Raw genomic sequence first — 26,045 nt, forward strand, 5'->3', positions numbered from 1 at the left:
TCGATGCTGGCGGAGAATTGCATGTAAAGAAATGAAACAGAGGAAGCGATGCAAATTTTGTAATCTGTTGATCAGATAGCACGATTCTAGTGGGATTATGGCGTGCACGAGTTTGTTACAAGGCACTGAAACGCAACATAATACACAACCCGAACGGGTCAAGCATTAAGGTCGCATACGAAGGAAAAGATCACTCTCAAGAAAGATTTTTACAGCTGTACGACCGATCATAAATATACAGACCAGTCGTCGATAACCGGCAGCGATTCAAAGCCGGGTTTTGCAAACAGATACCCTTGATACAGTGACACCCCTAAAGTGCGGATAAAATCTAACTCTTCACGGGTCTCAACCCCTTCGGCCAGTACAGTGACATTCAGTTCCTGACAAGTTTGCACCAGATGTCTGACAATCACCTGCTTAACCGGGTTGGAATCAATATCGTGTATTAACTCCCGGTCGATCTTAAGTATCTGCGGTACAAAGCTGGCCAGCATATTCAGCCCAGCATGCCCGGCGCCGAAATCATCGAGCGCAACGATAAACCCTTGCGCCTGATAGTAGCGGAAAATATTGGTCAGATGTTTTCGATCCACCACCTCTTCGGATTCGGTGACTTCAAACATTAATAGGTGCGTCGGGAAATTCACCTCATTCGCCGCGCGCAAGGTACTTTGAATACAGTGCTCCGGCTGATAAACCGCATTCGGCAGGAAATTGATGCTTAGAACCTTATCCAATCCAAGTTCACTGGCGATACGGATCGCCTTCTGACGGCAGATCTGATCGAAAGCATAGCGGTTTTTTTCGTTGATTCTGGAGAGTATTTCTCCAGCTGGCTCGTTATTAACACCCCGCACAAGTGCTTCGTATCCGAAAATTTCCTGCTTATCGAGATCGACAATCGGCTGAAAGGCATAACTGAAATCGAAATCAATGCAGGCCGCGCACTTTTCGCAATCCAATGTGAATTTACGCCCCGCGGAATCACGGTAACGCAACAAATTCTCGCCTTTCATCAGTTCTAAAGTACCGAATTTCTGCTCCACTTCTTTCACTCTCGATACACTCTCTCGACATAGCCCAAAAGTCATTTTAGCTTACCATAAAGTAAAGACGACATAACTTGAGGCAAATAAAAAAACCGTCAGTAATAGCCTCACTTGCAAATATAGCGCAAGCGAGACAAGCACAGACGGTTCGTTGGGGCTAATCCTGATTGTTACAGCTGGAAGCAGTCGAAGCCTTGATCTTTAAGCATTTCCTGCGACGCAGCCTGCGTCAGGACGGCATAGGATGCCCGCTCTGCTTTGAAATACTTGTCAGCCAACTCACGCAATTCCTCAATGGTCGTTGAAATAACGCCTTGACGGTAAGCCATACGGATCTCATAAGTACGGCCGTACAACTCCTGGAAAAACGCTTTTTTCACTTCACCGGCCGGCGATCCCGGTTTGTCCATTGCCGAAATCACATTCAGAATCGCCTCATCGACTTTCGCCTGAGTTGCTTCAGCAGACATCAACCAATCCTTGGCGCGTGCAAAGTCGTCGTAAGTTTCCAGCAAACGCGGATCGCGATAAGAATAGAAGACAAATCCGGAGGCTTCAGGGTTGTAAGTCGCTCCGCCGCCATAGGCACCGCCCTTTTCACGCACCGCAGTATGTAAAAAGCCGTTGCGCAGACAAGCACCCAATACGGCCAGTTTCGGAGCGTCCGGATGTCCGGCTGCCACCGTCGGATAGGCCATGGCACAGAAGTTGACCTGAGTACTGGTAATCCACGCCTGTTTGACAGCCTTTCCGGAAGCGCTCAAATTAAATTCGGTCCGTGAGCCGGCCGTAGCCTTATCCTGCCAGAAGGATTCTACAGCCGCCAAGGCATTGTCGATGCCGTTCTCGTCACTGACGACCAGCGCCTGCTTCGAAGCCGAAGCGATCTTATCGGCAATCCCCTTAAGATCGCTGGACAGCTGTTCAATCTTTTCCGGCGACGCCTGAAGATCCTGATAGAACTCTTTAATAAAACGAATACCGGCAAACCCGCTGCGTTCGAATTTCCAGCGGGCGATCGGTGAGAACTGCTGCATCGACGCCATCATGGCGTGCATATGGCCGCTGCCGGTAATACCTTGATCAATGCCGGCACGAATATGCGCAAACAGATCCTGCAAACGGCTATGCTCCGAATAATTCGGCTGGTAAAGCGTCTCGGCGAGCAATTCGCTCATAGCAGAGACATTGCGGTCCAATGCTTTGGAACTCAATACATAGTGGCTATGGAAACGGTCGCTATCGGTCAGATCCTCGCGCAGCGCCGTTCTGGCACCAAATCCGCCGGTCACCGCGGCCTGATACGCCTGAGTTTCAAGATAACCACGCCCGGCCGAACCGATTTCGGTCAGGGTACTGCTGAACAGCGGCATAATCGCCTGTTCGTGCTGGCTTAATTCCGGCAGCTGCATAATCATCTGCTGGTAAGTGATACCGTTACTGCCGCAGACAAAATCGGTCACCGGGAGAGCGCCGAGACAACGTTTTTCGCCCTGCGGATTTTTAATATCAACCGGAATATCCTCTTTAGTCACCTCAGGCAACAGCGAAGGGTCATCGTGCATTCCCTGACGTTCATGCAGAGCCAAAGCCTGTTCAACAATTTCCTGCTTTTCTTCATCCGTCAATCGAGCCTGGATCTGGGCTAGTTTTTCTTTTTCCGCCTGCTCTTTTTGCGCCGACAATTCCTTATCCGGAACCATCGTTAAGGTGACTCTGTGCGGGTTATCCAGCAACCAGCTCTGAACCAGCCCCGGGATAAAATTCGGATTCTTGATCTCTTCTTCGAGTTCTTTCAACGCCGCGTCGACATCCAGCAGAGCGATCGGATCGCCGCCATGCATTGCACCGGACAAAGCATGCAGGATCAACTGCAGACCGTACGGGTAAGAGTCGCCACCGACTTCGCGTTGAGAAAGTTCCAGCTGATGCAGCATCGCTTCCAACTGTCCCTGATCAACGCCTTCCTTGGCAATGCGTTGCAATTCATCGAGAATCAGTTTTTCGAAGGCCTCGGTATGCTCCGCCTCAGAACCCTGCACACCAAGCACAAACGCCATCTCTTTATTGGATTCTTCGAAACCGCAAAGCGGTGACGGTGCTTCGGCCAGATCGGTGTTTTCCAAAACCTGACGCATTGGTGAGGCGGAGTTATCCAGCAGAACGGCCGACAAAAGATGCCCTTTCAAGACTTCCAAAGGATCTTTGTTTTCACCAAGCAACCAGGCAACATTGATATAGGTTTTTTTCGCCGTTTCCTCCTCATCCAGAGCGTAGCTGTGCTGCACACGCTTTGGTTCGGCGTACCGCTGTTCGGTCGATACTTCGATCTGTTTTACCGCATCTTTGAAACGTTGCAGAGCCAGTGCTTCAAACTGTTCCTGATGTTCATAGGCAGAAATATCACCATAGGTCATAAACACTGAATTGGACGGGTGGTAATGCAACTGATGGAAATCTTTAAGCTGCTGATAGGTCAAATCCGGAATATCTTCCGGCTCCCCTCCGGAATTGTAGTGATAAGTACTGCTCGGATAGAGTTCTGTTGTCAGCGTCTGCCACAAGGTAGAAACCGGTGAACTCATGGCGCCTTTCATCTCGTTGAAAACAACCCCTTTATAGGTCAGTTTCGATTGCGGGTTATCCATCTCTTCAAACTCGAAACGGTGTCCTTCCTGCGCAAAATCCAGTGGATCGAGATTCGGAAAGAAAACCGCATCCAGATAGACCTGAAGCAGATTTTGGAAATCCTTGCGATTCTCGGTGGCAAACGGATAGGCGGTCCAGTCGCTCGAGGTGAAAGCATTCATAAATGTGTTCAGGGAACGGCGGATCATCATAAAGAAAGGATCGCGCACAGGGTATTTTTCCGACCCGCACAACACCGTATGCTCAAGAATATGCGCTACACCGGTGGAATCCATCGGTAACGTACGTAAAGCCACCATAAAGACATTCTGCGGATCGTCTGCCGCCAGGTGGTAATGCTCGGCTCCGGTGATTTTATGGCGGTAGTGTTCAACCGAAAGTTTCAGGGTTTCGATTTCTGTTGCACCGATATATTCAAAGGCGGGATGTAGTTTTTGACTCATATATTTATATCTCTGTTGTTTGCAGTCCGAAGTAAAATACAGCAGGATTCCGAGTTTAAAAACTCACCACATCCCTTTGATTTTATTATTGTTTCAACAAATTAATCGCGTGTACTTCGGAGCAAATTTCTTTCCTTCTGTAGACAAAAAAGCCATTCATAAGAATGGCTTTTCAGGACAATGATTACAACCGCTTAGTCTTCAACGGCCGTCATTGAAAGCTTGACTCGTCCCTGCTTGTCGATGTCGGTCAGTTTGACACGGATCTCCTGACCCTCTTTCAGATAATCGTTAACGTCTTCAACACGCTCTTTGGCGATCTGTGAAACATGCACCAGACCTTCGCGACCCGGCATGTAAGCGACGAAAGCACCGAAATCAACAATCTTCTTAACCACTGCGTCATAAGTTTTTCCGATTTCCGGTTCAGCGATAATTTCGTTGATCTTGTCGATCGCGATTTGCGCAGCGTCACCGTCAACAGCGGCAATTTTCACATTACCATCGTCATCCAGCTCGATAACACAACCGCTCTCTTCGGTAATCGAACGAATCGTTGCCCCGCCTTTACCGATGATTTCGCGTACTTTTTCCGGCTTCACTTTCATGGTGAAGAAGCGTGGTGCCGTTGTAGCGACTTCCTGATTCGAGTGCGTGATCGCCTTGGCCATTTCACCGAGAATATGCAGGCGTCCGGCTTTTGCCTGATCCAATGCAATGCGCATAATTTCTTCGGTGATACCGTTGATCTTGATGTCCATCTGCAGAGCGGTGATCCCTTGATCGGTACCGGCTACTTTGAAGTCCATGTCGCCCAGGTGATCTTCGTCACCCAGGATGTCGGACAGAACCGCAAAACCGGATTCTTCCTTGATCAAGCCCATCGCAATACCCGCGACCGGAGAAGCAATCGGAACACCGGCATGCATCAGAGACATGGAGGTACCGCATACAGAAGCCATGGAGCTTGAACCGTTAGATTCGGTAATTTCCGATACTACACGGATGGTATAAGGGAATTCCGCTTCGGTCGGCAGCATTGCAGCAACACCACGACGCGCCAACATACCGTGACCGATTTCACGACGCCCAGGACTACCGACACGACCGCATTCGCCCACCGAGAATGGAGGGAAGTTGTAATGCAGCATAAAACGGTCATGGTAGGAACCGGTCAGTTCGTCAACAATCTTGGCATCTTTTTCCGTACCGAGCGTGGTTACCACCAGAGCCTGGGTTTCACCGCGGGTAAACAGCGCTGAACCGTGAACCTGAGGAAGAACACCGACCTGACAGTCGATCTGACGAACCGTCTGAGTGTCACGCCCGTCGATACGCTTCTCACCGGCGATAATACGGCCGCGAACAATACTTTTCTGTACCTTGGCAAACATCCCTTCGATCTCTTTGTCGCTGAAACCGTCAGGATTTTCATCACTTTGTACCAAAGTTTCCAATGCTTTGCTTTTCGCAGCATCCAAAGCCGCATAGCGATCCATTTTGTCAGAGATCAGATACGCTTCGGCAACATCGGCTTCTACCAGATTGAAAACTGCGTCTTTCAATTCGGTATTTTCCGCAGGTGGCTGCCAATCCCATGAAGGCTTACCGGCTTCAGCAGCAAAGCTTTCGATCGCTTCGATCGCGACCTGCATTTCCTGATGACCGTGAACCACGGCACCCAGCATGATGTCTTCAGATAGCTCGGACGCTTCGGACTCTACCATCAGAACCGCTTCCTTGGTACCGGCGACACTCAACTCAAGATCCGATTCCATCAGTTCTTCTTTACTCGGATTCAGCAGGTATTCACCATCCTTGTAACCGATAATTGCCGCACCGATCGGGCCGTTGAACGGAATCCCGGAAATCGCCAAAGCGGCCGAGGTTCCCAGCATAGCCGGAACTTCGGAACCGACTTCTGGATCCAGAGCGACTACGGTCGCAATAATCTGCACTTCGTTATAGAAACCCTTCGGGAAAAGTGGACGGATCGGACGGTCGATCAAACGTGAAGTAAGAGTCTCGTTTTCGGATGGACGCCCTTCGCGTTTCAAGAAGCCGCCAGGAATCTTACCGGCCGCGTAGGCTTTCTCCTGGTAATTAACCGTTAACGGAAAGAAGTCCTGACCTTCGTTGGCGCTTTTCGCAGCAACGACCGTAACCAGAACGCGGGTATCCCCCATGCCGATCATAACGGCACCATCGGCCTGACGCGCGATTTCACCGGTTTCTAGAGTAACTTGATGTTTTCCGTATTGGAAAGCCGCAGTGATTTTTGACATGCAAAATCCTTTAATTAGGTTTCAGAAGATAAACTTGAGTCCGAAACCTGAATCCCTAAAACAGCGTTAAAGCGGACGATAAAACGCATGCTTGATAAAACATCTGCCTTAGGGATTCAGGCTTGTTAGGGTTTACAGACTCAATTCAAACAATAAATCGGTTACAGGGCTAACATTCTACTGACTTTGACAAAAAAATAGGACAGAAAAAACAATTTTTTCTGTCCTATTTTCGCACTGTGCACAGGGCGCTCTGACATAACCTGACAATTTACCAGAGCTTCTCGCCCGATTCGAGCTTGTGCTGAAGCCATTCCTGAAAGGCCGGCGGTCCATGTGCCAGCGTCAACGGATTCTTGACCAGTTTGCGTCGATTAACCGGCTGTTGCTGATAAATCAGCGGTCGCATCTTCTGCTCGGCATAACTTTTTAGCCAATTCAACGTTTCCTGCGGAATTTCCCGGCCGACCGGAACGGCAAGATCAACTTCCATCCCCTGCCATTGCAAAATGCTGTCGATTACCAGCGCGCCGCACTGGTCGGGTCTGAAATCGTCCGGAAGGTAAGAGTCCTCTTTAACCCATGCGCATTCAAACTTCCGGCACGGATCTACCGGCCGGTTGTGATAATCGTCACAACCACTGCCGGTACTATGTGGGCAGGGTCTTCCCGGATAAGCTTCGCAGCCTTTGACCTTTATTTGCACCCAGCCGTCACAACAGGCGGTACACGGCTGACACACTCTATTTGTTTTCAGTGTCATTTCTTCTCCTCTAAAAGAGGCTATAAACTATCACACGCAAGAATGCTTGTCACATAACGGTAATATTTATTTAGCGGATACAAAAAAACCCCGACAATGCGGGGTTTTTTCAGTCATCCAAAGTGGATTACAAGTGCGTAAAAGCTTACTTACGTAGACCTAGACGCTTGATCAATGAAAGGTATCTTTCACCGTCTTTCTTGTGAAGGTAATCCAAAAGCTTACGACGACGGCTAACCAAACGCAAAAGACCAGTACGAGAATGGTTATCTTGTTTGTGTGCTTTAAAGTGCTCAGTTAGGTAAGTAATACGGTGAGTTAGAAGTGCTACTTGAACTTCTGGTGAACCAGTATCGTTTTCACAAGTCGCGTATTCAGCGATGATTTTTGCTTTAGTTTCAGCATCAAACATGGGTTATCTCCAATTAGATCGGTTTTAATAAAAGCTTATTTCCGCAACCGATGACAGAAATAAGCCGTGAATTTTAATGGTTTTCTTTGAAAAGTCAAACAGAACAAAGGGTTATCAAACTATAAATTTAACCCAAACACCGAAAACATAAAAATTGAGATAAAACATTTCTAGCCAAGGCGAAGGCGGCAGGCAATAGTTATCTATCTCCAAATCTACGGCCGAGCCTCCTCTGCCTTTCTGAAGACGATAAAAAGCCCTCAATCAAGGCGCACTAAGCGCAGTTTAGTAAAACTAAATAAGCGAAGTGCAACAAAGAGTGAGGGCTTTTTAGCTCTTTCAGAAACTATTGACGGCCAAAACCGTGCATGTAATGTCCCAGCGCGGAGATATCTTCGCCCATATGGCGTACCAGATTATCCAGACTGACGATCGTGTTCTCCAGAATGTTTACCGCAATAAACGGCTCTTCGACTTTCAAACGGTCATACATAGGACGGGTCAACATCAGAATGGTCACCCCTTCCTTACCGCAGGCTTTCATTCGCAAATCACGAGGTTTGCGGTCGAAGAAAGACATTTCACCGATTAGAGAACCTTCACCTTGAGTACCTACTGCAACATTGTCCTTGTCAGGACCAATAAACTGTACGCGACCATTCATAACGAAGCCAAGTGCGTCTCCGACTTCCCCGATATCAAAAATCACTTCGTCTTTTTTGAAATCTCTTTCCTGCAGATAAGCCATCAGCTTTTCCACTTCCTCAAGGGTCAAAGATTCACAGATCAAGTGATTCTGGAAAAAACGGAACAACTCTTTGGCAGTCATCGATAACATAGGCACTCCTTTTCTTGTCTTTTTTTATTTGTCATCACCGAGCGGTTTGCGAGCGATAAAAGTATTCAGTGGTCGTCCATCGTCCAACCGCTGTATTCTATCAACAATCATTTCAAAACCTGAAAAAACTTGCTGCAGCTCGCCTTGTTTCAGTAAAAAATTCGGATTTTTAGGGGACTCGATCGGCTCACCGATATCAACAAAGGTCTGCCAGAGAAGATAACCGCCAGGTGCCAGCTGTTTTTTCAATTGCGGCAAGAGTTCACGGTTCAGATAGCGAACACCTACAATGACGTCGAAATGTCGTCCTTTAACCTCTTCGGGGATGCAGCTTGCCTGTTTCAGGTCACAACACTTGAACTGAAGCTGAGCACCACTGGCACGAGCCAATTCTTTAGCACGCTTTAATACCCGACTTTCCTTGTCGATCGCCACCACCTGAGTACGCTGCTTGGCAAGAAAAACCGCATCACGCCCCCCGCCGCAGCCGATATCCAGAACCAGTGGACGTTGCTTTTCCGGCATTCTTCCCTGCAGTTCAGAAAGCCAGTTAGCGGCAAATTCCTGTACCACCGAACTGGGTTTCCAGAGCATTTTCGACTCTTTCCCGCTACACCAGAACTCGGTCAGCTGTTGCGACCAGAAATCAATATCTTCATGATTCTGAAAAACCAGAGAGCCTTTAACCTCATACCCTTTGGCATCGAGAAAAAGCGTGGCGGTATCGATCTGATCCTTGTCGCCAACCAGAAACAGTTCAGCCGGAGGTGCCGGAAGCTGGTTAAGACTCTCAAAAAGGGATTCGAAAGGCATCGAAGTCGATTCTTTAAGGTGTCCCGACTGATAATCCGCAACCGGGCGCAGATCCAAAATGCCATCGGCGGTAATAAAACGCATCTGTTCCATGATTGGGCCCTTAATCACTACTATTTAAAGGTTAAACAAACGCTTGGGTTTGAGGAGTTGCTTCTCTTCATGCCACTCGCCGACTCCAATGCAGACATTTTGCTCGTTATAAAAACGTACCAACTCACTGTCCGGCTGCGGCAGGCGCAGCATACCGCCATGCAACAGATGCTTGCTCTGTTCTGCATTGAGGTGAACCGCCGGAAGATGTTGCAGCGCAATATCGATCGGTTTCAGACACCTTTCTTTCTGTTCTTCAATCTCTTCAAGCGTCAGCATGTCATCGCCGCTGAGGCTACCGGTCTGGGTACGATGCAACGCGGTCAAGTGACCGAGAGTGCCCAAGGCTTTAGCGATATCTTCACCCAGGGTTCTGACGTAGGTTCCCTTTGAGCACAGTACATCAAACACCAACACCCGTTCTTGCAAACTCTTGAGCTGGATGTCAAAGACGGTGATTTTTCGCGCCGGTCTTTCTATTTCGATGCCTTGGCGTGCATACCAGTAGAGCGGCTTGCCCTGATGTTTCAAGGCCGAATACATCGGCGGAATCTGTTCGATCTGACCCATAAACTGCTGCAGAACCTGCGCGACCTTTTGCTCATTCAATTCAGGAACTTCGGCGGTAGCGACAATTTCCCCTTCGGTATCACCGGTATCGCTCTGTTCACCGAGTTTCAGAGTCGCCGTATAGCGCTTATTGGAGTCGAGAAGCAGGCCGGAAACTTTGGTTGCCTCGCCGAGACAGACCGGAAGCAGACCGGTTGCGAATGGGTCCAGAGCGCCGGTATGCCCCGCCTTTTCCGCATTAAAAATACGTCTGACCTGTTGCATAATGCCGTTGGACGAGACTCCGGCCGGCTTATTAAGAAGAACGATACCGTTCACCTTTTGTTTTGGAGGATTGCGATACTGAGCCATGAATTCCGTGCTTATGTTATTTTTTATTGAGCGCCTTATTGATCAGGTCTTCCATGTATTGGACATTTTCTGGAACCGTATCGAAATAGAAACGCAGATCCGGAACAATGCGCAATTTCAGGCGCTTGCCGATTTCGGAACGCAGAAATCCTTTGGCTTTATCCAGCGCTTTCAGGGTCTGCTCGACTTCCGGATCCGTCGAGTTATGGCCGATCAGGGAAAAGTGAATTTTTGCGATACTCAGGTCTTTGGAAACCTGACAATCGGTAATCGTAATATTTTGAAAGCGCGGGTCTTTCGCTTCCTGTAATAGCAGAGTCGCTAGAGTTCTGCGGACTTCCTGAGCTACGCGAACCGGGCGACTGACAGTAGAGTTTGCCATCTATGTAATCCTTTTAAACGATGTGAATACTAAAATGCCCCGTTTACAACAAACGAGGCATTGATCGGAAATTAATTGTCTCGTCTTGAATTAATCAAGCGTACGCTTAACTTCTACTCGTTCATAACATTCGATCTGGTCACCGACCTTAACGTCATTATAGTCTTTAACGCCGATACCACACTCCATGCCTTTCTGCACTTCGTTGACATCGTCTTTAAAGCGACGTAGCGACTCCAGAACGCCCTCGTAGATAACCACGTTATCACGCAGTACGCGAATCGGGTTATTACGCTTAACGTTACCTTCGGTAACCATACAACCGGCAATCGCTCCGATCTTAGGCGCTTTAAAGACGTCACGAACATCTGCAACACCGACGATATCTTCACGGAAGTCCGGAGCCAGCTTACCTTCAACCGCACGTTTCACTTCGTCAACGATTTCATAGATAACGCTGTAGTATTTCAGGCTGATGCCTTCGCTATCGATAATACGTTTGGCAGAAGCATCGGCACGAACGTTGAAACCGACAACCAGCGCTTCGGAAGCCAGAGCCAGGTTGGCATCCGTCTCGGAAATACCACCTACGCCGGAAGCGATCACATTAACCTTAACTTCGTCGTTGGACAGTTTAACCAATGCATCGGTAATCGCTTCGATCGAACCTTGAACGTCCGCTTTAAGGATAATGTTGATATTCTGGATATCCCCTTCGGCCATCTTGTTGAACATATTGTCCAGCTTCGCTTTCTGCTGACGGGCAATTTTCAACTCTTTGTGTTTGGCCTGACGGTACATAGCCGCTTCACGCGCTTTACGTTCAGTATCAACCGTGATCATTTCATCCCCGGCAACCGGAACACCTGAAAGCCCAAGAATTTCCACCGGAATCGAAGGACCGGCTTCGTCAACGCTTTCACCAGTATCACTGACTAACGCTCGAACACGGCCATATTCCATACCGCATAGCGCGATATCGCCTTTCTTCAAAGTACCGGACTGAACCAGAACCGTAGCAACCGGACCGCGCCCTTTATCCAGACGTGATTCGATAACAACACCTTTTGCGTGACCTTCGGTCGGTGCTTCAAGCTCAAGGATTTCCGCCTGCAACGAAATCGCATCCAGAAGATCGTCGATCCCCATACCGGTTTTCGCTGAAACCGGAATAAACTGCACGTCTCCGCCCCAATCTTCCGGAACAACTTCTTCCGCAACCAATTCTTGTTTTACACGCTCAGGGTTAGCCGATTCTTTATCCATCTTGTTGACGGCAACGACAATACCGACACCGGACGCTTTGGCGTGCTGGATCGCTTCTTTAGTCTGCGGCATAACACCGTCATCCGCCGCAACCACGATAACGACCACGTCGGTAACCTTGGCACCACGTGCACGCATGGCGGTGAAAGCCGCGTGACCCGGAGTATCGATAAAGGTCAAACCACCCATAGGGGTATCTACATGGTAAGCACCGATGTGCTGTGTAATTCCACCGGCCTCGCCATGAGCGACTTTAGCGTTACGGATATAATCCAGCAACGAGGTCTTACCATGGTCAACGTGACCCATAATGGTTACAACCGGAGAACGCTTAACCGTCGCACCGTGGTATTCCTGTGAAGTAACTTCGTCTTCGATAGTTGTTTCGGTAAAGGCAACGGCCTTGTGGCCCATTTCATCTACGATCAACATCGCAGTTTCCTGATCCAACACCTGGTTAATGGTCGCCATAGTCCCCAGTTCCATCATCATGTACTTGATGATTTCACCTGACTTGATCGACATAGCGTCAGCCAGAGCAGCCAGAGTGATGCTTTCCGGAACCTTAACTTCACGGACTACCGGTGCAGTCGGTTTCTGGAAGGCGTGCTCATTTACCTTGGACTTGCTGTTGCGTTTGGAACCACGCGCTCCAAGACGTGAAGGCTTGTTCTCGTCATCCAGGTCAATGCGCTTGCCGGCTTTTTTCTTAGGTGCAACAGCTTTTTTACCTTTGCCACCATCTTTAGCCTGGCCCATTTCGCGATTTTCCTGATGTTTTTTATCTTTTTTCTTCTTAGCCGCTTTTGAATGATCTTCCTTCGGAGGCAGAGGTGCAACCTCGCTTTCCTGAGAAGGATCTTCCGAGCCAGCTGCAACCGGAGTGTTTTCATCTGTTGCAACAGATTCTGCACCCGCTGTTTCAATGTTCTGTTCAACCGCTTGAGCTTCGATTTCCGGCGCAACTGTTTCCAGTTGCGTCTCTTCGATCACGTCTTCCGATTCGTCGACCATAGTCGGCTCTTCTTTTTTAACGTAGGTGCGTTTCTTACGAACTTCTACATTAACGGTACGCTTTCCGCTGCCCGAACCCGTTGACAGATTCAATGTCTGCTTACGACGCAGGGTCACTTTTTTAGGTGCACCTTCTGCCTTTTCTCCGTGCAGACTCTTCAGATAATTCAATAGTGTCAATTTTTCTTCTTCGGTAATGGAGTCATCCTCACTTTTACCTTTGACACCTGAATCAGCCAACTGAGTCAGTAGCTTATCAACAGAAAGGTTGAGCGTTTCTGCAAACTTCTTAATTGTAACTTCAGCCATTAACCTCTCCCTTTGTGTTATTCGAACCAAGGCGCACGCGCTTTAAGAATCAACTCCGCCGCCTCTTTTTCATCTATTTCCAGAATTTCCAATACCTCGTCAGTACCTAGTTCTGCCAGATCTTCCTGAGTAATGACACCGTTCGAAGCGAGTTTTTTCGCCATGTCCAGATTCATTCCTTCGAGGTCGATCAAGTCTTGCGCCGGTTCAGCCAGCGCTTGTTTTTCTTCTTCAGCGATTGCCATCGTCAACAGCGCATCTTTCGCACGCTGTTTAAGTTCGGTAACGATCTCTTCGTCAAAGCCATCAATTTCCAGCATTTCTCCAGCCGGGACATAAGCCACTTCTTCCAAAGAGGTAAAACCTTCGGCAACCAATACTTCGGCAATTTCTTCATCAACATCCAGGCTGTTGATAAAGATATCGATCTGGCCTTTAGACTCAAGCTCATGCTTCTCGTTCATTTCGGACTGGGTCATTACGTTCAGTTCCCAACCGGTCAATTCCGAAGCCAGACGGATATTCTGGCCGTTCTTACCAATCGCCTGTGACAGCTGTTCGTCTTCAACCGCCAGATCCATAGTGTGCTTATCTTCGTCTACCATGATCGAGGTAACTTCGGCAGGCGCCATCGCATTGATAACAAACTGGGCATCATTAGCGTCCCACATAATGATATCGATACGTTCACCGTTCAGTTCGTTGGTTACTGCCTGAACACGACCGCCACGCATACCGACGCAAGCTCCGATCGGATCAAGACGGGGATCGTTGGCACGAACGGCAATTTTGGCACGGAAGCCGACATCACGCGCTGCACTCATTACATCGATCAATTCGTCGGAAATTTCCGGCACTTCGATCTTGAACAATTCAATCAGCATTTCTTTACAGCCACGTGACATAAACAGCTGAGGGCCGCGCGGACGGAATTCAACCGTCTGTAGATATCCGCGGACACGGTCGCCCATACGGAAAGTTTCGCGGCCAACCAGTTCGCTGCGTGGAATAATCGCGTCAACATTGTCACCCATATCCAGGATGACATCACCACGATCGATTCGTTTAACCTGACCGGTCAGGATTTCACCAACGCGTTTTTCGTAGACTTCTACAATCTTCTTACGCTCGGCTTCACGAACTTTCTGGATAATGACCTGTTTGGCAGTCTGCGCACCGATACGACCGAAATCGATTGATTCGATCTCTTCTTCGATGTACTCGCCGACCTCAGCGCCTGGTTTTTCGTCGACAGCGTCCATGTGGCGGATGTACCAGCCCACTTTATCTTCGATATAGACGTCGTCTTCGATAACTTCCCAACGACGATAGGTTTTATAGTCACCCGTGATACGGTTGATTTCCACGCGCGCGTCGATTTCATCATCGTAGCTGCGTCGGGTTGCTGTTGCCAAAGCGGTTTCGATAGCGTCAAAGATAATTTCTTTTTCAACGCCCTTTTCATTGGCCATAATTTCAACAACGGCTAATACTTCCTTGCTCATTCTCGTTCGCCTTACCTAAAACTGTAAAAACTGATAAAAAACGTAAACTTATTCGGTTAACTTAAAATTCCGGCACCAGATTGGCTTTTTCAATCTCGGCGAATGGAATCGGATAAATTTCGCCGTCCACCTCGATCTCGACACCTTGGTCATCAACCTTAAGCATTTTCCCTTTAAAACGCTTGCGCCCGAGAATATCGACCGCGCTGCGAATCTGAACCGTCTGCCCCTGATAACGGGCAAACTGTTCCGGTTTGAACAGCTGGCGATCCAGACCCGGCGAAGAGACCTCAAGATTATAGGCACCGGAGATCGGATCTTCGACATCCATAATCGCGCTGACCTGATGACTGATATCGGCACAGTCGTCAACATTAATGCCGCCTTCCCGATCGACAAAAAGGCGCAGAGTCGAGTGCCGACCCGCAGAGATATATTCCAATCCCCAAAATTCAAAGCCCATCGACTCAATCGTCGGCCTTAAAGCATTTTCAAGTTTCTCTTCTAATCTCACCGATGTTATTCCAAGGTTTCGTGAATTCAAATAACAAAAAACCCCGTAAAAACGGGGTTCTTTTATCATTTAAGCCGCTGCGAGGATTATAAAAACCACAACGCTTAAGAATTTTTAAAAAGAATACGGGAATAATAATGACAAGGCGCTTAAATGTCAAGATTCGCGTGCCATATATTGCGTAGTTCCACATCACCAGGACTCCTTCAGATACATCATAATGATGTTTGCTGCAATTTACGCAGCTTAACAAAAATCAGTGCCGTCATCAGCGCATCATTAAAGGCATTATGCTGTCCGAAATTCGGCAACTGTAAATGCTTAAGGATTTCCTCGAAAGACAGATCCACTGCTGGCTGATAAACCCCGTACAAATGTTCTTTGGCACGTAACTCATAATAAAGCTCGGAAACCTCAATCCGCGGATTCGGTAATTCGACTCCCAACCACGGCTTAATGACACTATTGACCATGGCAACATCAAATTCCAGATAATAACCTACCAGAGTCGCGCCACGGATAAAATGCAGAAAACGGCTGATCGCCTCCTCTTCGCTCAAGAGCTGGGCCTGTTGCTGCTGCAAGTCCTGATTGCGAATCTGATGCACCTTAATGCTTTCTTCGCTGATCGCATCCGCCTGTTCTATCAGAAAATTGATTCCCTGACTGGTCAAGATGCGGTCACCGGAGATTCTGACCGCACTCAGAGAAACGATGCGATCCCTGGCTGGATTCAGACCGGTCGTTTCACAGTCGAAGCAGACATAATCCCCTTCGAGCGTTTCATTAAAAACAAACTGGTACGCTGAATCCTTAAGACCGCGACGGTTGCGTTCCCGGCGGTGCTGTGCGATTTTCTTCTTCAACCAGTTCATCTGTTCCGCCTCACAGCAATTCACGCAGTTTAAAATGCTGTTGCAGAAAACTTTTGAACTGATTGACGACCTGCAGTGCCTGCTTGAGAATATCTTGCTGCAGATGCGTTAAATCGTCCAACGCCACGTCATTATTCAGTTCGCTGTCCCCGGCTTGACCCGGGGCGGCATTGTCCTTTTGCCGCAGCATAGCGTCAAGACGCAGTCCGTTAAAGTAATTCAGGGTCTCGCCCAGCTCAATCCCCTGCGCTGTTTCAAAAACTCCAAGATCCATTAATGCCTTGATACGCCAATGCGTATTACACTCTTTGATTCCGTTTTCCAAAGCCAGAACCCGGATACCGTGAACAATCGGAAAAATGGCGCCTTTTTTGATATCAATGACGGCACCTTTTTCCGATTGACGGGTGATAAAACCGCCAAAAAAACTCACCGGGGTTTCAAACTGCAACGCAACCTTGGCAAAATGCCGCAAAAAAAGCGGCGTATCCGTAAGACGCTGCGCCATGAATTTACGCTGTACGTCGAGTAGAGCCTCTTCGCCGAAAACAATTTGTGCATCGGCAAAAATAGCCAGATGCATAAAGGTTTCCATAGATGGCTTGTCCAACCAGTCGCGTAATTGCGCCTTGAAACCGGTTTGCGCTTGCCGCCATGTCGGTTGATTGAGCATCACCCCGCCCGGACAAGGCGGAAAACCGAGTTGCAGCATTGCCTGAGTAAACGCTGCGGAGAAATCCCATAACTGCCTTTTTTCATCAGCATTAATGTCATCGACAAACAGCAGCGCATTATCTTGATCGGTTCTCAACAACTGCTCGGAGCGTCCTTCCGACCCCAGCAGCAAAACCGCCACCTTGGAATGCAGGCCTTCCGGCAGCAGTAGCGAAATCAGCCGCTGGATGATTTTACGGTGCAGCTCGTTCACCAGCTTGGCGATATAGTGCACCTTAATCCCTTTCAGGTGCAAGGTCGCGACCAAATCGTCCAATTGATTGGAAAGTTCGGCCAGATCCTCGACAGAGTTCGCCTGTTCGATCTTAAGCAACACCAGAGCCGATTGATTGGCAAACACCCCCATCAGATCCTTCAGGTGCAAAAAACCCGAATATGCTATTTCGCCGTTGTTTTTCTCGCGGCGAACAACCAGCCGGTCAATCTGGAAACGGGTCATTTTCAGTAACGCATTGAACAGATAGTCCAGCTCATGGACTGTCTGTAAAGGCTTATTAGCCAAGTCTCGAGCCCTGAATTCAAGCGCCGAAGGAACAGAATCCTCTTCGAACTGTCGGGCTGTAAAGCGCAAAATATCGGTCGAGGTTAAAATCGCCCAGCGCTCGTCGAGGCTCTCATGCGCCTCACCCAATTCAATCAGGCAACAGTCCGTCTTATTCTGCACCATTTGTCGCGCCGCTTCGGACACACTGGCATCCGCATTAACCACAACCAACGGTTGAATCGGTGCAGAACAGACGGCCTCCATCATCACCTCGGTTGCTGCAACCCGCTGCCGCTGCTGATGCCAGGCATTGAGTTTATCGACAATATTGGAATAAAAATGCGCCTTGAATTCGGCAAAGGATTGCAACGTCTCAAGGAACACCGCTTGTGGAACGCGGTACAAAATCGCTTCTTCCAGCACCTTATACTGAGTAACGGAAGCCTGATTCGTTTCACTGCGAAGCAGCGAAGTTTCGTTAAAGTAGGCCCCGTTCGCGTATTTGGCCATGACTTTGCCGTCCTGAGCTTCCTGAATCACGCCCTTTATCACCAGCAGTAAACAAGGTTCGGACAACTCGACATATTCGCCTTTAGGGTAATAAAGCACATCGAATGTCTGTGCAATCGCCATCAATTGCGATTCCGGCAGACGGTCAAACGGTGTTACATTCTGTAAAAACTGATAATGCTGCTCGATGGCCATACAAAGTTCCCTGTTGAAGAAATTTTAATATAACAACTCTGTTTGCTTCGGCAATAAAAAAAGGGAGGCTGGTTAAAACCAGCCTCCCTTTTTTCAAGCGAAATTAACCTAAGTTAATTAGTGCTCGGATGCAGATTCTGCACCAATCCCGGTTTGCGAGCGAATGAACTGCGCTTCGAAACCTTCTTTATCTTCTTTTGCACGAGCGGACTTATCGGTAATTGAGAAGAACCAGATCGAAACAAAAGCGATAGCCACGGTAAACAGAGCCGGGAATTTGTATGGAACAATCGCTTCACCCATTTGCAGGATTTGCGTCCACACAACCGGACCTAGAACAACCATTACAACTGCCGAGATCAGACCTAGCCAACCACCGATAACCGCACCACGAGTTGTCATTCCTGACCAGAACATGGACATGATCAATACCGGGAAGTTTGCCGATGCCGCGATGGTAAAGGCCAGAGCAACCACGAATGCGATGTTCTGATCTTTAAACCCGATACCGAACACAATTGCCAGAGCACCGATAATCAGTGTCGAAATACGGGCAACCTTGGTTTCCTGCGCTTCAGTCGCGTTTTTATTGATAACGTTTGCATAGATATCATGCGATAGCGCTGAAGCCCCTGCCAGCGTCAGACCTGAAACCACTGCAAGAATGGTGGCAAAAGCAACCGCTGAGATAAAGCCTAGGAAGAAGTCACCACCGACAACATGCGACAGGTGAATCGCTGCCATGTTGTTACCGCCAACCAGCTTATCACCGGCAAAGTATTCAGAACCGACGACCAGAGCAACCGCACCGAAACCGATAATGAATGCCAGGATGTAGAAGTAACCGATGAAACCGGTTGCGAAGAACACGGATTTACGCGCTTCTTTTGCATCCGGAACGGTAAAGAATCGCATCAGGATGTGCGGCAGACCCGCAGTACCGAACATCAGGGCAATACCCAGTGAAATCGCATTAACCGGATCGGAGACAAAACCACCGGAGAACAGGATATTCATATCGCCATTACGGTTTTCAACAGCTGTCTTAAACAGTGTTTCGAAGCTGAAGTCCATGTAGTACATAACCATGATGGCGATGAAAGTCGCACCGGCTAGCAGCAGAACCGCTTTGATGATCTGTACCCAAGTCGTCGCCAACATACCACCGAAAGTAACATAAGCGATGATCAGCGCACCCACCAATAGAACCGCATAGTTGAAGTCCAGACCGAACAATAGCTCGATAAGTTTACCGGCACCCACCATTTGAGCGATCAGATACAGGATAACAACGGCAATACCACCGAAAGCCGCTAGGACACGAATCGGCGTTTGTTTAAAGCGGTAAGCGGCAACATCGGCAAAGGTAAACTTACCAAGGTTACGCAGACGCTCGGACATCAAGAACAGCATAATCGGCCAACCAACCAGGAAACCGATTGCGAAAATCAAACCGTCATACCCTTTAAGGTATACCATCCCGGTAATACCCAGGAAGGACGCCGCTGACATATAGTCACCCGCCAGTGCCAGACCGTTCTGAAAACCAGTGATACCACCGCCGGCCGCATAGAAATCCTTAGCGGATTTGGTACGTTGCGCCGCCCAGTAGGTGATATAAAGAGTACCGCCAACAAAAATAATGAACATGGTGATCGCAGGCCAGTTAACCGGCTGTTTTTCGCCACCTTCAATCGCTCCGGCAGCCATAGCAGCCACAGGCAATAAAGCCAGTGCAATAAAAGCACCTAAGTATTTAAAGACTTGTGCCATTACTCCACCTCTTTCTTGATTTTTGCAGTCAGGTCGTCAAAATCCGCATTCGCTTTTTTGACATAGTATCCGGTTAACAGGAAGGCAAAAATAATGATTGCCACACCCAACGGGAACCCGATGGAAATATGTTCGCCGGAAACAATGGTGGTAAAAAATTCAGGGTTGAATGCCAATAGCAAAATAAAGCCGTAGTATACGACCAGCATTGCTCCGGATAGAATCCAGGCAAGGCTCGAACGCTCCTTGACCAGTTGTTGATACTCTGGAAGATTTTTAATCTTCTCGATTTTCTCTTGATCCAAAATCAGTCTCCTCGGTTTTTGGTGAGATTTAAATTTTTTTTATTAAAACAGACACTCTTTGGCGCTGATGGTGGGATTATCCCTTGCTAAGCGGACTCTTAGAAATAAGTATTTTTTATTAACTTACAGTTTTTTTAGATGCCAACGAGAGTCTGTACTTAACGACAAAAAGCCCTCGATTAAAGTGGAATTCAATCGAGGGCCAGTTGTTAATGACGGCTTTTACCGATCCTGCCCTGTAAAAGAGCGAATCCAGCAAAAGCCTGTAAAAGCCGATTACTTCTTCTGGAATTGATCCAGAATGGTCGGATCTTCCAAAGTCGAAGTATCCTGAGTAATCTCTTCGCCTTTGGCAATTGCACGCAACAGACGACGCATGATCTTACCTGAACGAGTTTTTGGCAAGTTGGTACCGAAACGGATATCATCCGGTTTGGCAATCGGTCCGATCTCCTGCGATACCCAGTTGCGCAGCTCCTGAACCAGTGCTTCACGCTCATCGCCTTCAGGAAGATCGACATTCAAAACCACGAAAGCGGCAACCGCCTCCCCTTTGACATCGTGCGGACGACCGACAACCGCCGCCTCGGCCACTTTAGCGTGCGATACCAGCGCAGATTCGATTTCCATGGTTCCCAAACGGTGACCGGAAACGTTAAGAACGTCGTCAACACGCCCCAGAATCCAGAAATAACCGTCGGCATCGCGGTGCGCACTGTCACCCACAACATAATAAGGTTTGCCTTCCAGCGGGAAATAAGTGTTGCGGTAACGCTCTTCATCACCCCAGACATTTCGAATCATTGACGGCCAAGGTTTCTTGATCGCCAGCAAGCCACCTTCGTTGCCGATCAGCTCATTCCCTTCTTCATCCAGAATCACCGCATCAATACCCGGAAGCGGCTGAGTACAGGAGCCCGGCTTCAAAGGAGTTACCGGGAAAGGTGCAATCATATGCGCACCGGTTTCGGTCTGCCACCAGGTATCGATAATCGGGCAACGACCTTGACCGATAACATCGTGATACCACATCCAGGCTTCCGGATTGATTGGCTCACCTACCGTACCAAGCAGACGCAGCTTTTCAAGATCGTATTGCTTAGGAAGGTCGGCACCGAATTTCATCAACGCACGAATTGCCGTCGGAGCGGTATAGAAAACAGTAACGCCGTGGTCCTGACAGACCTGCCAGAAACGCCCGGCATCCGGATAAGTCGGAACACCTTCGAACATAACCATGGTCGCGCCGACCGAAAGCGGCCCGTAAGCGACATAAGAGTGCCCGGTAATCCAGCCCACATCGGCGGTACACCAGAAAACGTCGTTATCGTTAAGGTCAAACATCCACTCATTGGTTACATGCGCGTTCAGCAGATAACCGCCCGAGCTGTGTTGTACACCTTTCGGCTTACCGGTCGAACCGGAAGTATACAGAAGAAACAGCGGATGTTCAGAATCCACCGCAACAGGGTCATGGTAGTTGCTCATGCCGGCTTCGGCTTCCAGCCAGTCAATATCGCGCCCTTCCTGCATCTCAACTTCATCGTCGGTACGACGATAAACAATTACCTTCTTAACCTGTTCACAACCTTTTTCCAGGGCCGTGTCCACTGCGTGTTTCAAAGGAATCGTTTTGCCACCGCGGCGACTGCCGTTGGTGGTGATCACCATCTTGGCTCCGGCATCAACAATACGGTCACGCAATGCTTCGGCAGAGAAGCCACCGAAGACGACTGAGTGGATAGCACCGATACGGGCACACGCCTGCATCGCAATGACGGCCTGCGGGATCATCGGCATATAGATGATAACGCGGTCGCCTTTCTCAACACCTTGAGCGGTCAGGGTATTGGCAAAACGGCACACCTGGTCGTGCAGTTCTTTATAGGTATAGCGTTCGATATCGCCGCGGTCGCCTTCGAAAATAATTGCCGTTTTATCGCTCTTATCCTGCAGATGACGATCGATACAGTTATAGGAAACATTCAATTCACCGTCGGTGAACCATTTGTAGTGCGGGGCTTTAGAGTCATCCAGACCAACGGTGAAGGGTTTACTCCAGCTCAGTTTCTCGCGCGCCAGATCGGACCAAAAACCCACATGGTCTTCGGCAGCCTTGGCACGCATTTCAGCCAGTTTTTCCTCACTGACCGAAAACGTCTTTTTAATTTCATCGCTGACTTCAAATACGCGATTTTCCGTTAGGATTGATTCAATATTCGACATGAATACTCCGCATCTATTCTGATTAAGTAAACAGGAATACCGGCCGCAAAAAGGTCCTGACCGGTAATACAAAGAAAAAGTAGTGCAAGTTTATCACTTGAAAAAGGAGATAAAACCCCAAATGGTCAAAAAGAGCCAATTCTTCAGTAAAAATCGGAGTGAAAGTGACTGTACACCGTCATTTTACTGACTTTATCTGGAAAGTACCTTCGGTTGCCACCCTTGAGCGTTGAGCACTTCAAGCAAATCGTCATCCGGGTAATACAGCTGTCGGGTTTTCAGAAGCGCCTGAGCCTGCTGGTTGCGATACTGTATCTGCAACGGCAAACCGATCTCGTTGCAGAATGGTGAAACCATCTGCTGCAACGTCTGCATACGCTGTTCGTCAAGGTCGTCTACCTTTACATTCAACTCCAGCGCCAGCCCTTTTTCGACTCGGGCTTCCGCAAGACTGACGATCTGTTCGGCTTCAAATTTTACGCCGCCGTTAAAGGTATCTTCGCGAACTTCACCGTAAACCATGATCACCTTGTCGACCGCCAGTTCATTTTGAATCTGTTCGTAAATCGCCGGACGCATGGTTACGTCCATCCGCGAAGTTTTATCATCGATGGTGACAATCGCCATCTTGGTGCCCTTTTTGGTAATTTTGACTCGCAAGTCAACCACCAGTCCGGCGCCCCAACGTTTTTTCCAGCGCTCCGGCTTCATCTGAATAAGAGGCGAATCAACCAGACCGTTAATTTCCTCCTGATAGATATCAATCGGATGACCGGTCATATACAGACCCAGCGTATCTTTCTCGCCTTTGAGACGTAATTTCTGCGACATTTCGGCAACATCAGCCAGTTGCGAAGTACTCTCCTGCTCCTCAGCAAACATGTCGCCGAACAGATCATTCTGTCCGGTCTCGTTATTTTTAAGCTGCTGCTCAGCCTGCTTCATCGCGGTCGGAATGGTTTCCAACATGGCCTGGCGGTTTTCGTGCAGGACATCCATTGCGCCGGAACGCACCAGCGCTTCGACCACGCGCTTATTGACCTTTTTACCGGCTCGCAGACAGAAATCGAACAGATCCTTGAAAGGACCGTTTTCGCGGCGTTCGGCAATCACGCCTTCAAGTGCCGCGCCTCCGACGCCTTTAATCGCCCCCAGACCGTAATTAACGGTGCGATCACCATAAGGTTTGAAATGAATTTCGCCGGTGTTGATATTTGGCGGCAGCACCGTCAAGGTCATTGCCAGACATTCATTCACCATATGAACCACTTTTTCAGTGTTATCCATATCCGAGGAAATCTGTGCGGCCATGAATTCGGCCGGGTAATGGGTTTTTAACCACGCAGACTGATAAGAAACCAAAGCGTAAGCGGCAGAGTGGGATTTGTTGAAACCGTAACCGGCGAACTTCTCCACCAGGTCAAAGATCTTCATCGCCAGGTCGCCATCCACACCTATACCGATTGCACCCTCTTTAAATACCGAGCGCTGTTTGGCCATCTCTTCCGGTTTCTTTTTACCCATCGCACGGCGCAGCAAATCCGCACCACCGAGTGAGTAACCGGCTAGCACCTGAGCGATCTGCATAACCTGCTCCTGATAGAGAATAACCCCATAGGTCGGCTCCAGAATCGGCTGCAAGCTTTCGTGTTGATATTGCGGATCCGGATAGGCTACCGCCTCTTTTCCGTGTTTACGGTTGATAAAGTTATCTACCATCCCGGAATCCAGCGGTCCCGGACGGAAAAGAGCAACCAAAGCGATAATATCTTCAAAACAGTCAGGGCGCAGTTTGACGATCAGATTCTGCATCCCGGAAGATTCCAGCTGGAAAATCCCGGTGGTCTTACCGGTCTTGATCAGATCGAAAGTCGGCTCGTCGTCGATCGGAATACGCGCTATATCCAGAAACCCTTCATCGCCCGGCTGCTTGTCGCCGTTAATCGACTGTAACGCCCAGTCGATAATGGTCAGCGTACGCAGCCCCAAAAAGTCGAACTTGACCAGACCGGCGTATTCGACGTCGTTTTTATCCAACTGGGTTACCACGCCGCTTCCGTCCGCTTCGCACGACAGAGGACAGAAATGATCCAAAGGCTTCGGACCGATGACCACCCCACCGGCGTGCTTACCGGTGTTTCGCACGGTACCTTCCAGCTTAAGCGCCAACTCCAACAGCTGTGCTGCATCTTCATCGGAATCGCGTTTGGCCTGCATGTCCGGTTCTTGTTCGATGGCGTCCTTGAGCTTGATCCCCAGCTCGTTCGGGATCAGTTTGGCGATCCCGTCAACCGCTCCGTAACCAAGCCCCAATACACGACCGACATCACGCACCACCGCCTTGGCGGCCATGGTTCCGAAAGTGACGATCTGCGAAACGTGATCGCGTCCGTAATGACGCGAGACATAATCGATCACCTCGTCACGACGGTCCATACAGAAATCGACGTCGAAATCGGGCATGGAAACACGTTCCGGGTTCAGGAAACGTTCGAAAAGCAAGTCATATTCAATCGGATCAAGATCGGTAATTTTAAGTGCATAAGCAACCAGGGAACCGGCACCGGAACCACGCCCCGGACCGACCGGAATCTGATGGTTTTTAGCCCACTGAATGAAGTCGGCAACGATCAGGAAATACCCCGGGAACCCCATCTGCAGAATAATATCCAGCTCGAATTTGATCCGGTCGTAATACTCTTTTCTCTTTTGCTGTTGAACTTCGACAGATTCTCCACCGAACAGAAAATCCAGACGTTCGTCTAATCCTTTATGACTTTCCTGGATGAAAAACTCATCCATCGTCATACCTTCGGGAATCGGGAAGTCCGGAAGGAAATAGGTTCCCAGTGTCAGATTAAGACTACAGCGTTTCGCAATCTCAACCGTATTGGCAATCGCCTCCGGAATATCCGCAAAAAGTGCGATCATCTCTTCAGAAGTACGGAAATACTGTTGCGGAGAATAGCGTTTCGGCCGTTTCGGATCTTCCAGAACAAAACCGTCGTGAATACAGGTACGAACTTCGTGCGCTTCGAAATCTTCCTCTCTGGCGAAACGGACATCGTTGGTCGCCACTACCGGCAACTGCCACTGCTCGGCAATCTGCAGCGCCAGCTGAATATAAGCCTCTTCATGTTCGCGCTCAGTACGGATCAACTCTAGATAATAGCGATCCGGAAAATACTTTTGCCACCAGTTAAGGCGCTCTTCGATCAACTCCTGATTCTGCGACAGCAATGCACTGCCGACATCCCCTAGACGACCGGCCGATAATGCGATCAAACCTTCATTCAACTCGGCAAGCATCGTTTTCGGAATTATGCCGATTTCCGCATACTGATAGGTTTTCTGATGGTGCAGGTTGGACTGCGAAATCATATGCGACAGGTTGAGATACCCTTCCTCGTTCTGAACCAGAAGAACCACCGGAAAGACTGCGCCCTGTTCATCTTCGAGCAATACTTCGGCACCGAGAACCGGTTTAACGCCCGCCCCCATAGCCGCGCCATAGAATTTCACCAAAGCGAACATATTGTTAATATCGGTCAATGCCACTGCCGGCTGATTGTCGGTTTGCGCCAGAGAAACAAGCGGCTTAATACCAAGTGTCCCGTCGATCACGGAATATTCGGAATGAAGGTGAAGATGAACAAATTGAGGCATAACTTAAGGGTGTTTTT

Annotated in this window: 18 protein-coding genes; all 18 read right to left on the reverse strand. The window is 48.9% G+C overall.

What is annotated here, in order from left to right; translation table 11 throughout:
• Window positions 1-227 precede the first annotated feature (227 nt).
• The 18 genes from J3999_RS05725 to dnaE all read right to left on the reverse strand — a co-directional run bounded on the left by J3999_RS05725 (window position 228) and on the right by dnaE (window position 26,028).
• Window positions 228-1,058 carry an EAL domain-containing protein gene (locus J3999_RS05725; RefSeq protein ID WP_371811862.1) on the reverse strand — a complete coding sequence of 277 codons (831 nt, stop codon included), beginning with the start codon at window positions 1,056-1,058 and terminating at the stop codon, window positions 228-230.
• A gap of 164 nt (window positions 1,059-1,222) precedes the next feature.
• Complete coding sequence (locus J3999_RS05730; RefSeq protein ID WP_208126971.1) at window positions 1,223-4,144, reverse strand: insulinase family protein; 2,922 nt, start codon at window positions 4,142-4,144, stop codon at window positions 1,223-1,225.
• A gap of 194 nt (window positions 4,145-4,338) precedes the next feature.
• Window positions 4,339-6,429: a polyribonucleotide nucleotidyltransferase gene (gene pnp, locus J3999_RS05735; RefSeq protein ID WP_208126972.1), complete on the reverse strand. Its 2,091-nt coding sequence runs from the start codon at window positions 6,427-6,429 to the stop codon at window positions 4,339-4,341.
• 271 nt (window positions 6,430-6,700) lie between these two features.
• The gene (locus J3999_RS05740) at window positions 6,701-7,192 is read right to left on the reverse strand and encodes a hypothetical protein (protein WP_208126973.1); all 492 of its coding nucleotides are present in this window, start codon (window positions 7,190-7,192) and stop codon (window positions 6,701-6,703) included.
• 145 nt (window positions 7,193-7,337) lie between these two features.
• Window positions 7,338-7,604: a 30S ribosomal protein S15 gene (rpsO, locus tag J3999_RS05745; protein ID WP_173284928.1), complete on the reverse strand. Its 267-nt coding sequence runs from the start codon at window positions 7,602-7,604 to the stop codon at window positions 7,338-7,340.
• Window positions 7,605-7,950: 346 nt separating this feature from the next.
• Window positions 7,951-8,442: a Crp/Fnr family transcriptional regulator gene (locus J3999_RS05750; protein WP_208126974.1), complete on the reverse strand. Its 492-nt coding sequence runs from the start codon at window positions 8,440-8,442 to the stop codon at window positions 7,951-7,953.
• A 24-nt stretch (window positions 8,443-8,466) separates the two neighbouring features.
• Window positions 8,467-9,348 carry a methyltransferase domain-containing protein gene (locus tag J3999_RS05755; RefSeq protein ID WP_208126975.1) on the reverse strand — a complete coding sequence of 294 codons (882 nt, stop codon included), beginning with the start codon at window positions 9,346-9,348 and terminating at the stop codon, window positions 8,467-8,469.
• Between the two features lie 24 nt (window positions 9,349-9,372).
• Window positions 9,373-10,269, reverse strand: coding sequence for a tRNA pseudouridine(55) synthase TruB (truB, locus tag J3999_RS05760; RefSeq protein ID WP_208126976.1), 897 nt, complete (start codon window positions 10,267-10,269; stop codon window positions 9,373-9,375).
• Window positions 10,270-10,285: 16 nt separating this feature from the next.
• Window positions 10,286-10,651, reverse strand: a complete 366-nt coding sequence (rbfA, locus tag J3999_RS05765) for a 30S ribosome-binding factor RbfA (RefSeq protein ID WP_173284920.1) — start codon at window positions 10,649-10,651, stop codon at window positions 10,286-10,288.
• A gap of 90 nt (window positions 10,652-10,741) precedes the next feature.
• Complete coding sequence (infB, locus tag J3999_RS05770; RefSeq protein ID WP_208126977.1) at window positions 10,742-13,240, reverse strand: translation initiation factor IF-2; 2,499 nt, start codon at window positions 13,238-13,240, stop codon at window positions 10,742-10,744.
• Window positions 13,241-13,257: 17 nt separating this feature from the next.
• On the reverse strand, window positions 13,258-14,745 hold the full coding sequence (gene nusA, locus J3999_RS05775; protein ID WP_208126978.1) for a transcription termination factor NusA: 1,488 nt from the start codon (window positions 14,743-14,745) through the stop codon (window positions 13,258-13,260).
• Window positions 14,746-14,806: 61 nt separating this feature from the next.
• The gene (gene rimP, locus J3999_RS05780; protein WP_208126979.1) at window positions 14,807-15,259 is read right to left on the reverse strand and encodes a ribosome maturation factor RimP; all 453 of its coding nucleotides are present in this window, start codon (window positions 15,257-15,259) and stop codon (window positions 14,807-14,809) included.
• 215 nt (window positions 15,260-15,474) lie between these two features.
• Window positions 15,475-16,134 (reverse strand): 3'-5' exonuclease, encoded by a 660-nt coding sequence (locus J3999_RS05785; RefSeq protein WP_208126980.1) that lies wholly within the window; start codon window positions 16,132-16,134, stop codon window positions 15,475-15,477.
• A 10-nt stretch (window positions 16,135-16,144) separates the two neighbouring features.
• On the reverse strand, window positions 16,145-18,058 hold the full coding sequence (locus J3999_RS05790; protein ID WP_208126981.1) for a putative nucleotidyltransferase substrate binding domain-containing protein: 1,914 nt from the start codon (window positions 18,056-18,058) through the stop codon (window positions 16,145-16,147).
• A 117-nt stretch (window positions 18,059-18,175) separates the two neighbouring features.
• Window positions 18,176-19,831, reverse strand: coding sequence for a cation acetate symporter (locus tag J3999_RS05795; protein ID WP_208126982.1), 1,656 nt, complete (start codon window positions 19,829-19,831; stop codon window positions 18,176-18,178).
• Entirely contained in the window at window positions 19,831-20,136 is a 306-nt protein-coding gene (locus J3999_RS05800) for a DUF485 domain-containing protein (RefSeq protein ID WP_208126983.1), read from the reverse strand. Before J3999_RS05800 ends, J3999_RS05795 begins: the two co-directional genes overlap by 1 nt.
• A 276-nt stretch (window positions 20,137-20,412) precedes the next feature.
• Window positions 20,413-22,362 carry an acetate--CoA ligase gene (gene acs / locus J3999_RS05805; RefSeq protein ID WP_208126984.1) on the reverse strand — a complete coding sequence of 650 codons (1,950 nt, stop codon included), beginning with the start codon at window positions 22,360-22,362 and terminating at the stop codon, window positions 20,413-20,415.
• A gap of 192 nt (window positions 22,363-22,554) precedes the next feature.
• Window positions 22,555-26,028, reverse strand: a complete 3,474-nt coding sequence (gene dnaE / locus J3999_RS05810; protein WP_208126985.1) for a DNA polymerase III subunit alpha — start codon at window positions 26,026-26,028, stop codon at window positions 22,555-22,557.
• Window positions 26,029-26,045: the final 17 nt, after the last annotated feature.

This window comes from Thiomicrorhabdus sp. 6S3-12 (assembly GCF_017571475.1).
Lineage (GTDB): Bacteria > Pseudomonadota > Gammaproteobacteria > Thiomicrospirales > Thiomicrospiraceae > Thiomicrorhabdus.